The following is an 8,864-nucleotide window of genomic DNA, read 5'->3' as shown; positions in this document are numbered from 1 at the left end:
AGGCATAGTTGTGAACCATTTTATGCCATTCCGCATATTTTGGATCACCTGTCATTGTATAAGCCAATAAGGTTGCAATGATCACTTCATTGTGTGGCCACCAGAACTTCATATCCTGCCAGTATTCCTGCACTGGTTTATTGTACACATCTTTGAAATACAAAATTCCGCCATGTTCTTTGTCCCATCCACGTTCCCACATATAGTCGAGCATTTTGCAGCCCAATGCAGTTAAACGCGCATCGTTGCCTCTATGTTTTGCTTCATGCAGGATAAACCATGCCCCTTCTATGGCATGTCCGGGATTAAGTGTCCTGCCATCAATATGGTCTATAATACTCCCGTCTGGCGCCACCTGTTCCATAACACACTGAATGTCGTCTTTCACAAAATCTCTTTCGATTTCGTCAATCCAATGATCTATCCATTCATCGCACCTGGGATCCCCTATTGTTTCCCGGACTTGCTGCGCAGTATTGATCATGATCATGGGTGTACCAATACCTTTTGCAGGTCTTACAGCGGTAAACTTAGCAGGAAGGATACCAGGCGTGGTAGAATACTCAATGCATTTTCCAAACAAATATCTGGCTTTTTCGGCAGCCTGTTTATCTCCGCTTGCTTTTGCATAAGCTGCATTCGCAATCACAGCAAAGGTTTCAGAAAAATAATACCGGCGTTTGCGTATCGGCTGTCCGGCCCTGGTCACGTGGAAGAACATTTGTCCATCAACATCAAAACAATGCTGATTTAAAAAATCGATCCCAGATTTGGCACCATCCAGCCATTCTTTTTTCTGTTCTATGCTATTGTACAAGGTGGATAAAAGCCACGCAGCTCTACCCTGTATCCATACGGCTTTATCATCATCGATCAGTGCTCCATCCTGATCCCGCATCAATAGATATCCCCCGTATGTTTGATCTATTGAACGCGGAAACCAAAATGGAACAGTATCATTTAACAATTGGTTCTTATAAAATTGCTGCAGTGCTTTCAGCTCAGTGTTAGAATAACTCATTAGTTTTTAATTTATAGGTATAGAAAATGTAGAGGCAGGTAGTTCCGCGCCGTTTACCAGATTTGCACGTGTAAAAGGTTTCCACGCATACAGCAACAACTTTGGCTTCGAACATGCGGGAGGAGTAATATAAATGACATTTCCACGTATCTCGGCCTTGACGGGTATCTGTAAACCCCGATCTGTAAACAACTCAAAACCTCTTAATATTTTTTGGTCACTTGTCTTAAGCTGCACCGCGTGATTAAAGGAAACCACAATTTCATTCCCCTGCCATACCGCCTCCCGGACTTCCGGACCATTGGCCTCTATGTTCTTTTGGTAAGTATATTTTAATGCCAGTTTAGCCAAACGTTCCCCAACCTCCTTTTTTCTAGTTGGATGCACATTTAAGGAGTCTCCAAGGTCGCTGGTCACCGCCATAGCGGTATTAGGAATGCTGAATTGCAGTTTTCTTTGAGCCGCTCTGAAAACAGGCCAGGATGGTCGGTCTATGCTGCTCAGCTGCACATAGTAAAAAGGGAATTCATACCCCCATTGTTGCCTCCAGCTCTTTACCAAGGTTTGAAAAAGGCGATCGTGAAGTTCTACATTATGCGTATTGCTTTCTCCCTGGTACCAGATCACTCCTTTAAGTTGAAATTTGGTTAAGGAATCCAGACCAGCTTCATAATTGTAACAGGGTTCATATGGATGTCTTTGTCTAGGGTTTGATGCTGCTTTTAAATTCGTATCTGCTCGTTCCCTCACCCAGGGCTGGATAAAATCAGACTTACGCCAGTTGAACAACTCGTCTACCAGCAGATCATCATGTTCCATTGTCTGCCTGTCAATCCAGGATTCAGTTGTTGATCCACCAACAGCAAGTTCAATTAAACCGATTGGAATACCTTCCTCTTGCATGATCTGCTTCCCAAAATAATAGCCTACAGCGGTAAAATCTGCTGCCGTTCTTGCAGTACATGTACTCCATTTACCGGAAAAAAACTTCAATTGATTGGCTTTAAACAAAGACACAGAATCCCATGCTGAATTGTCTGTCTCCTTCCAACCTTCCAATTTAAACAAACGCAACAAGGGTTTCGAGGTCAAGGTTTTCAGTTCAGAATCACCTGTAGCTGCACTTTTTAGTGGAAAAGCCATATTGGATTGTCCGGAGCATAACCAGACATCGCCAATGAGGATATCTTGAAAAACCATTTTCCTTTTTTGTCCCTGCACTTTCATCACATATGGTCCTCCTGCAGCTAAGGCAGGAAACTCGACTTTCCACTTCCCTTCCTGATCAGCCGAAACGCTCTTTTTTCTATCGCCAAGGGTCACTGCAACCTGTTCACCAGCATTAGCACTACCATAAATAGGAATCGGTCTGGATCGTTGTATCACCATATGATTGTTAAAAATTGAAGCCAGTTGCAAACCTCCAAAATTGCCTGTTATGCGCTGAAAAATCGTTTGTGCAATGATGGATGCTCCTTCAGCATCGGGATGAAGCTGATCTACAAACAGGTCTGGTCTGTTGCGTAACGGCGTATTCAAATCAATTAATTCAGTCTGATTTCCTTTGGCCACTGCCGAAATACAAGATTGAATTTGCCAGTACCAATCCCGGGTTCCCGATTTAAATCTGGGATGGCCACTGAAAATCGGAGTTAGCCGACAAACGTAGACTTTGATCTTTGGGTTTACCTTTCTCAAGGTATCCAGCAGCCAGGTATAATCTGCTTGAAAATCCATTTTATAATCTGGCCAGTTTCTTGGATCTGTATCATTTAATCCAAGATGTACAATGGCTATGTCGGGTTTATAATTCAGTGCATCTGTAAATTCCCTTGTCTTAAAATAGGGATTATGCCCATGTTTCAGTAAAGTAGCTCCACTGTGACCAAAGTTTTTCACCTCGTAACTTTTACCCAGCCCCTGCTGAAGTCTGGCCGGATAGCACTCGGTTTCCCTATTTTTCAGACCATAACCATAAGTTACAGAATTGCCGATACAAGCAATTCTGATGTGTTTACTTTCCTGTGCCTTTACAGAGGTCATAAGAAATAGCAGGATCGACAGCCCGGCAATTTGTTTAATACACCAGCTCATATTTCTATAAAATCATTATGTTTAGGACGCAGAAAATAAAGCTGGATACACAATGCAACCAATACAATACCTGCAAGCATTGCGAAATCTCTACCCAGACTGCCCGCATCAGAAGATTTGCCTAAAAGATCTGTAATGTAAGCCCCTGAAAATACACCAACCATATTCATTAAACCATAAGCTGTTGCCCTGTATTTGGCAGAAACAAACTGACACAAGATGGGCATATTATTGGCATCAAACATTCCAAACCCAAGACCAAAGCATATAGCCGCACCAACTACATTCCACAAAGAATGCCCAAAGCCCAGAAGCAACAAAGAGGGAATAGTTAGCCCCAATCCAATAGCGCTGGTATAAATCCTCCCTTTTATATTTCTCTGTACCCATTTATCAGATAATATACCTCCAAACAATACGCCCAGAAAAGAAGAGGAAGCGATGGTGATGGTAGATAATGGCCCCGCCTTAGACATATCAATGTTCAGATTTTGAGCAAAGAGTGTAGGAAGCCAGTTTTTCGCTGCCCAACCTGGCAAACTTGGAACTGCAAAATAGAAAAGAATGATCCAGAAGGAGAGGTTGGTAAACAGAACGGCAAATCCTCTAAACAGGGAAGATTTAGCTTTAATTCGAATCTGGCCTGACTGCTGTAACTGATCTGATGTTGTATGCTCCCGTAAAAAAAAGATCAGTACTAAAGAATAGAAAATACCGATACATCCAAAAGTATGAAAGGTAACCTGCCAGGAAAATGCAGCGGCAACAGTGGCCCCAAATCCACCTAAGGCCTGTCCCATATACAAACCAGTCATGTGGATACCTATGGCCAGAGACCTCGTTTTGGGCGAATGAAAATCGGCAATCAGCGATAAGCCAGCCGGAATATACAAAGCCTCACTTACCCCCATTATTGCTCTGAGCCAATAAATCTGGTTAAATGTAGTTGCATAGCCCATGGCGTAAGTTACTCCCGACCAGACAAACAGACTGCCAACAATGAGCCACTTTCGATTAAACTTATCTGCAATAATTCCAGAAACTGGACTCGTCAAACCGTAGATCCAGAGAAATATGGCCATTAAATAGCCAAAATTGGTGGCGGACTGTAGCTCGGCAATATCAATTTGCATGGCTGGTTTCATGGTAGACAACATCTGCCTGTCCATATAATTTAATAAAGCCACCACCCAAAGCAAACCAACAACTACCCAGGCATATCTTTTCGTATTCATTACCATACATTTAAGTTGTTAAATCGCCCAAGCATTACATTGGGCGTGCGTACACCGGGTTTGACTTCGCCATTAGACAGGATGATATCGTTCCCCCATCTGACAGCCGTTGTAGTGACCTGCGCGGGGAAGGGCAACTTCCCGAGTGTTGTCCATCGATTAGTTAAGGTATTGTAGAGCAATATTCCTCTGTAAAACCCATTATGGTTGATGTTCAGCATGTTTTTTTCGGCAATGAGCTTCTCTTTTTCTTCAGGTATTTCTGTACTGGCAATTTTTGCGAGGTAAGTTTCAATCTGGTGAAAAACATATCCGTTATCCCCTCCGGTGATCAAAATCGAATGCTTACCTAATGCCAGTCCTGCTCCAGCAGAAAAATTTGTTTCTTTTAATCCATCCCGGATAGATGCCCCCCTTGTCCAGCTGCGTTTTTCAGGATCGTAGATCAATGTCGTACCATGCAGTTCACTAATTCCTGAGGTGGTTTTTGTTCTTCCCCCAACAACATAAACATGGGGGCCATCTGCCCCGTTCTGCGCCACAACCACTGCGTTTGCAAGTGCAATAGGTAGATTTGGTAAAGCGAGCCATTCCGGTTTTGCACTTTTCAAGTCCAGACTTAGAAAACTATCAGAAGAATTGTACTTCCCATCTCCTCCCACGGCATACACCACAGCACCAATATGGGTCAGTGCAACATTGGTTAAAGCAACTGGTAAATCAGGTAAGGATTTTATCGAAATCTGATTTTTTAACGGATCAAAGGTCAATAAGTAAGCTTTGTCTGATAATCCATTCTCATTTTCTCCGCCCGCATATACAATCCCTTGCTCAGTTGAGGTATTTCCGCAGTAAGCAACAGGTGCTATAAGCTTAGCTTTTACCCTGGTATTCCAAATAAACCGGCCTTTATTTCTGTGCAAAACATGAATTTCATCCGAGTAATGCTTCCCGCCTCCTTCCCATGGTAATTTATCTGGAAAATTAGCTCCACCCGCCAGAACAAATGTATTATTGAACACGCCATTAATTGCACCTGCAAAACCTGGAGACAGCTGTCCGTCAGCCTGAATAATCTTAGCCACAACAGTCCATTGAATAAAAAAATTTGATGCTTGCTGTGGCAATGCATCTGAAGAAAACAGCATAAATGTTAAGAATAAAAGAAAAGGAGATTTGAACATGGTGCACTTATTTACGTCTAATGAGGAGCAAGCGATTTAAATTGATGGAATCCTACCAATTCCACGTCTTTTTTGAAGGATTTGAATTCTTCTGCACTCATATTTTTCACCGGAAGTCGAAAGCTGCCACAGTCAATATCTACCAGTTTCATATAGGCTTTACCTGTTGCAATTCCGCCATATTTACCCAGTAAACGGATCATATCAATGGATTGCTGCTGTAATGTTCTTGCCTTTTCAAAGTCTCCGGTTTCATAGGCATTGATCATATTGAAATATAGCGGTGCAGCATAATTAAAAGTACTTCCTACAGCTCCTCTTGTTCCAAGGATTAGCGCAGACAGCATATTCTCATCTCTTCCCCAAAGCATATCGAATTTACCATTCTCAAAATGTTTACACGAAAGAAAGTCCATAAAATCTTCGTGCGTATATTTAACTCCTGCAAAATTAGGAACCTTACCTTCTATTGCTTTCAGCAAATCATACATCGCAAAGCCTACACCTGTCAGAACGGGAATATGGTAGTAATAAAAAGGCATATCAGGTACCTCCGCTGCAATTTCTGCACACATCCGGGCCAGTACTTCCACATTAGCCGGTTTAAAATAGAAAGGAGAAGTAAAGGAGACTGCATATAAGCCAATTTGACGGGCGTGTCTGGCCAGATCTTTACAGTCTTCTACACTGGTTCCTCCCAAAAACATCAGTACTTTAAAATCAGGATCCTGACGGGTGCAATCTGCCCAGGCTTCGGCTATTTGTTTTTTTTCCGTATTGGTCAGAGACACGCCTTCACCGGTCGATCCACAAATAAATGCGCCTGTGACTTTATTATTTTTAAGAAACCGGTAATAGTCTGGAATAATGGAAGTATTGATTTCACCTTGGTTATCCATAGGGGTAAAAGGTGCGGCAATCAGGCCTGTTAGTTTTTGTATGATCATATCGTATTAAATTCTGTTATTATTCTTGAATTGAGCCAATTAAAATGCCGAATATCCAGGTGTCTGAACCAGTAATTTATTGTTTGTTAATGAATTTCTATCAATTGGCCAGTAAAGTGCATAAGATTGTGAAGGTAAAAGAGTGGTATGTTCATACACATAGGTATCTCCAAATCTCCGCAGATCATACCAGCGTTTGCCTTCGAAAACAAACTCTAAAAACCGCTCTTGTAAAATGGCTTCTTTAGGATTTGCGTCAATGGCCTGGTTCGGATAGCCCTGTACTGAAGCATTGTAATTGCTACTAAAGGCTCTGGCGCGTACCAGGTTAATTTCTGCGGAGGGATCCTGCCCTAGCGCAACTTCTGCCTCGGCCTTCATGAGCAACAAATCAGCATACCGATAAATTGGCCAGTCGTTGTCTATTGACCTTGCGCCCGCACTTTGTTCACCCGCATATTTATCAGCAAAACAACCCGCAATAGTATATGTGCTCCCTGTTTTGGTATACGCAGCCTGGATACTTGCAAGTCTACGTGTGTCCAGGGTACTAAATTGTCTGTAGGCTGCAATTCTTACCGGGGCACGTAAAAGACCACCCCAATTATCTGTAGTCACATTGAACTGTCTAACAGCTAAAGAATCATAAAAATTGGTAATTAAGCTTGTCTGGGGAACAAAACTACTGCTCACAAAGCTCAGGTTAGCCTCATTTAACTGATAGCGTATAGAAAAGATAATTTCATTGTTTCCTCTTGAAGTTGTTGGAAAAATATTGGCATAAGATGGCAATAACTGTAAAGCAGGAATATTTGATTGAATATCTGTTAGGGCTGTTTTCGCTATCGTTGCATCGGCAGCTCCACCGCCCCTGTTCGTTGTCCATAAATAAACATCCGCTTTTAACATCTGAGTGGCGGCCTTCGACCAATAACCTTTATTATTTCTGATCGCATAGTCATTTCCAAAACTCGTCACAGATTTTTCTAAATCGGCTTTGATTAAGGCCATTACTTCCGCAGCACTGGAAGCTGCCTTCGCAAGGTTTCCTATATTGATGTTATCTCCGGTTATAGGTTCAGTTGAGATAACTACTCCACCCCATGAACGATATAAATGATAATAATAATAGGCCCGAATACCATAAGCAATCCCGAGATAATGGTTTTTGTTAGCCGGGGTAACAACACTTGTGGTATTTAACTTCGCGATCAGTAAATTGATCTGATTAATGGTACTATAAAAACCTCCAAAGTTGCTTACTCCAGGATTATCCAGGTTAAGATTCTGCGTCCAGAACCTTTCCAAGCCTTGTGTCGCCTCGCCTGTAAAAGAAGATCCGGATCCAGGTTCCGTTCCAAAGATGTCGCCACGCATTTCGCCTAATGTCTGAAAGGCAGCGTTATTATTTCTGAAGAGCGTGTGCAGACCTGCAACAAAAGCATCGAATTGCTCAGGCGTTTTCCAGTATTGAGCATCACTTATACTACTAACAGGATAGAGGTCTAGTTGTTTTCTGCAAGAAGTGATTAAAATCAGCATCCACAGACTTGATATTAAGATGGCTATATATTTTTTCATAATCTTCAATTTTATAGGCTTATAAGGAAACCTGAACACCAAATACAAAGTTTTTTGCTGTTGGGTAGGCACCAACATAAATACCATTATTAGCACTCTCTGGCACTGCTCCTGAGAATTTTTTCAAATAAAATAAGTTGTTGCCACTGCAAAATATTTTTGCCTTGCTTAAAAATATAGCATAAGCTATAATCTTTTTAGGAAGATCATAAGACAAAGTAATTTCACGACAGGCCAGATAATCACCACTTTCGTACAAACTGGAGTTATTGCCATTCAAATTCGCATTCGCAGAATTTCCCCGGGTATAATTTTGTTTCGAACCAACCACCTGATCAGCATAATAGACCTTTGGGACGGCCGTATTTGTATTGGTCGGAGACCAGGCATTCAGTATTTCAGTTGTGTAGTTAAATGTTCCTTGATATCCCCCTAATGTTCTGGCTAAAAAATCATTATAGATCGTATTTCCCAGATTAAATTCAAAACGCGTATAAGCTGAAAAACCTTTATAAGATGCGCTGAAATTAAAACCACCTATCCAGGACGGGAAGATATTTCCAAGATACACCTGATCTCTGGAGTCAATAATACCGTCGCCGTTAACATCTTCCCAATTCACATCTCCCGGTGTAATATGGCCGCCTTTTCCAGCTGGCAGATTAGGCCCGGTAATATTAGCTACATTGTCAACACGATTTCCCGCAATTGCAGCAACCTCTGCAGCATCTTTAAATATGGATATTTGTTTATAGCCATAAATAGCTCCCAGTGGCTGGCCCTCCTGTGTTCCACCTACCCA

Annotated in this window: 6 protein-coding genes and 1 pseudogene; all 7 read right to left on the bottom strand. The window is 41.9% G+C overall.

Going from position 1 to position 8,864, the window contains the following annotated elements; translation table 11 throughout:
- On the bottom strand, positions 1-1,021 hold a 1,021-nt coding region (locus VNZ46_RS13080), incomplete at its 3' end, for an AGE family epimerase/isomerase (protein ID WP_325560548.1).
- Positions 1,022-1,027: 6 nt separating this feature from the next.
- The gene (locus VNZ46_RS13075; RefSeq protein WP_325560547.1) at positions 1,028-3,115 is read right to left on the bottom strand and encodes a GDSL-type esterase/lipase family protein; all 2,088 of its coding nucleotides are present in this window, start codon (positions 3,113-3,115) and stop codon (positions 1,028-1,030) included.
- Positions 3,112-4,350 (bottom strand): MFS transporter, encoded by a 1,239-nt coding sequence (locus VNZ46_RS13070; protein WP_325560546.1) that lies wholly within the window; start codon positions 4,348-4,350, stop codon positions 3,112-3,114. The genes VNZ46_RS13075 and VNZ46_RS13070 overlap by 4 nt, the downstream gene beginning before the upstream one ends.
- Positions 4,350-5,498, bottom strand: a complete 1,149-nt coding sequence (locus tag VNZ46_RS13065; RefSeq protein WP_325560545.1) for a galactose oxidase — start codon at positions 5,496-5,498, stop codon at positions 4,350-4,352. The genes VNZ46_RS13070 and VNZ46_RS13065 overlap by 1 nt, the downstream gene beginning before the upstream one ends.
- 53 nt (positions 5,499-5,551) lie before the next feature.
- Positions 5,552-6,481, bottom strand: a complete 930-nt coding sequence (locus VNZ46_RS13060) for a dihydrodipicolinate synthase family protein (protein ID WP_325560544.1) — start codon at positions 6,479-6,481, stop codon at positions 5,552-5,554.
- Positions 6,482-6,520: 39 nt separating this feature from the next.
- Positions 6,521-8,062 carry a SusD family outer membrane lipoprotein NanU gene (nanU, locus tag VNZ46_RS13055; RefSeq protein WP_325560543.1) on the bottom strand — a complete coding sequence of 514 codons (1,542 nt, stop codon included), beginning with the start codon at positions 8,060-8,062 and terminating at the stop codon, positions 6,521-6,523.
- Between the two features lie 19 nt (positions 8,063-8,081).
- A pseudogene (locus tag VNZ46_RS13050) lies at positions 8,082-8,864 on the bottom strand (SusC/RagA family TonB-linked outer membrane protein); the annotation flags it as partial.

It is taken from the genome of Pedobacter sp., from assembly GCF_035566355.1.
GTDB lineage: Bacteria > Bacteroidota > Bacteroidia > Sphingobacteriales > Sphingobacteriaceae > Pedobacter.
This window is presented reverse-complemented; position numbering and strand designations above follow the sequence as displayed.

What these genes read in the sequence shown, in the direction of transcription:
- VNZ46_RS13070 (WP_325560546.1), bottom strand. Translation starts at nt 4,350, where the DNA reads ATGAATACGAAAAGATATGCCTGGGTAGTTGTTGGTTTGCTTTGGGTG.
- VNZ46_RS13060 (WP_325560544.1), bottom strand. Translation starts at nt 6,481, where the DNA reads ATGATCATACAAAAACTAACAGGCCTGATTGCCGCACCTTTTACCCCT.
- VNZ46_RS13075 (WP_325560547.1), bottom strand. Translation starts at nt 3,115, where the DNA reads ATGAGCTGGTGTATTAAACAAATTGCCGGGCTGTCGATCCTGCTATTT.
- VNZ46_RS13065 (WP_325560545.1), bottom strand. Translation starts at nt 5,498, where the DNA reads ATGCTGTTTTCTTCAGATGCATTGCCACAGCAAGCATCAAATTTTTTT.
- nanU (WP_325560543.1), bottom strand. Translation starts at nt 8,062, where the DNA reads ATGAAAAAATATATAGCCATCTTAATATCAAGTCTGTGGATGCTGATT.